1 protein-coding gene is annotated in these 1,870 nt (G+C 42.2%); it reads left to right on the top strand.

The window, feature by feature from the left end; genetic code table 11:
* Positions 1-531 precede the first annotated feature (531 nt).
* Positions 532-1,794, top strand: coding sequence for a group II intron reverse transcriptase/maturase (gene ltrA / locus V7127_RS18535; RefSeq protein ID WP_335488485.1), 1,263 nt, complete (start codon positions 532-534; stop codon positions 1,792-1,794).
* Positions 1,795-1,870: the final 76 nt, after the last annotated feature.

The following is a 1,870-nucleotide window of genomic DNA, read 5'->3' as shown; positions in this document are numbered from 1 at the left end:
TAATCTCTAGGGTGAAAGTCCCGAACCGTGAAGGCAGAAGTAGCGGTTAGCCTAACGCAAGGGTGTCCGTGGTGACGCGGAATCTGAAGGAAGCGAGCGGCAAACTTCCGGTCTGAGGAACACGAACTTCATATTAGGCTAGGTATCATTGGATAAGTTTGCCAAACAAGACAAAGTCCTTTCTGCCGAAGGTGATACAGAGTAAATGAAGCAGATAGATGGAAGGAAAGATTGCACTCTTACCCGGGGAGATCTGATGGATACGTGAAGTACCCTTCATAACCTGCTTAGTGATAAGCAGCTGAACCATCAGAAGTCAGCCGAGGTCATAGTACGAATTGGTCTAGAATAATTCGGAAGGACTGAACAACTAAGAGAGAATAGCCCTTGGCATACAGTGAGTCATGATGAGCACAGAAAACGTAGTACCTCACATGAGAAAGGAAACGGTGAATCCCGTGGGGGATCTCTTGGAGGGTGGAGTGACCACTGACATAAGAAGATAAGCTATTCACGGAAGGAAGAATACCAATGCTTTTGAATCAAATCCTGTCACGGGAAAATATGCTTCAAGCATTAAAGCGAGTAGAACAGAATAAAGGAAGCCATGGTGTAGATAAGATGCCCGTACAAATCCTACGACAGCACTTAATCGAAGAATGGCCATCCATTAAAGAGGCAATTTTCAAGGGTACCTATGAACCAACACCTGTCCGAAGAGTCGAAATCCCGAAACCAGATGGCGGTGTTCGGTTACTGGGTATTCCAACTGTGACAGACCGGTTGATTCAACAAGCAATTGCCCAAATATTATCGAAGATATATGACCCAATGTTCTCCGAACACAGTTATGGCTTCCGACCAAATCGGAGTGCCCATGATGCAATAAGGAAAGCAAAAGGATATATCAAAGAAGGATATAGATGGGTAGTAGACATGGACCTGGAAAAATTCTTTGACAAGGTAAACCATGACAGACTCATGAGTACACTGGCGAAAAGAATCGATGATAAACCATTATTAAAACTTATCCGTAAATACCTACAAGCTGGTGTCATGATAAATGGAGTCGTTTCAAGTACAGACGAAGGAACGCCACAAGGCGGACCTTTAAGTCCGCTTCTTTCTAATATTGTGCTAGATGAATTAGACAAAGAACTAGAGGAGAGAGGACATAAATTTGTTCGTTACGCTGATGACTGCAATATTTACACTAATTCCAAGCGTGCAGGAAAACGAACGATGGCAAACATTCAACGGTTTATAGAGGGAAAACTTCGACTGAAAGTGAATGAAAAGAAATCGGCAATAGACCGTCCATGGAAACGAAAGTTTCTAGGGTTTAGTGTTACATCTTCAAAAGATCCAAAAGTTCGAGTCGCAAAAGAAAGTCTAAAGCGAATGAAAAGAAAAGTACGAGAAATCACTTCAAGAAAGATGCCATATCCTATGGAATATCGAATAGAGAAGTTGAACCAATATTTAATAGGATGGTGCGGATATTTTGCATTGGCTGATACGAAAACAGTTTTTGCCGAAATAGATGGTTGGATTCGCAGAAGACTTCGTATGTGCTTATGGAAAGACTGGAAGAAACCAAAGACAAAGATACGAAACTTTATTAGATTAGGCGTTCCAGACTGGAAAGCTTATGAATGGGGAAATAGTCGAAAAGGTTACTGGCGTATTTCAAACAGCCCTGTATTACACAAAACCCTCGATAACTCTTATTGGAGTAACCGAGGGCTTAAAAGTCTACAAACTCGTTATGAAACCTTGCGTCATATATCTTAGTTGAACCGCCGTATACGGAACCGTACGTACGGTGGTGTGAGAGGTCGGAGGTTAATCACCTCCTCCTACTCGATTA

It is taken from the genome of Bacillus sp. JJ1773 (genome assembly GCF_036962035.1).
In the GTDB taxonomy this organism is placed as follows: domain Bacteria; phylum Bacillota; class Bacilli; order Bacillales; family Cytobacillaceae; genus Cytobacillus.
The sequence above is the reverse complement of the archived record's forward strand: the minus strand, read 5'-3'. Positions and strand labels throughout refer to the sequence as shown.

Coding starts and splice junctions, on each gene's coding strand:
- ltrA (WP_335488485.1), top strand. CDS start 532: ATGCTTTTGAATCAAATCCTGTCACGGGAAAATATGCTTCAAGCATTA.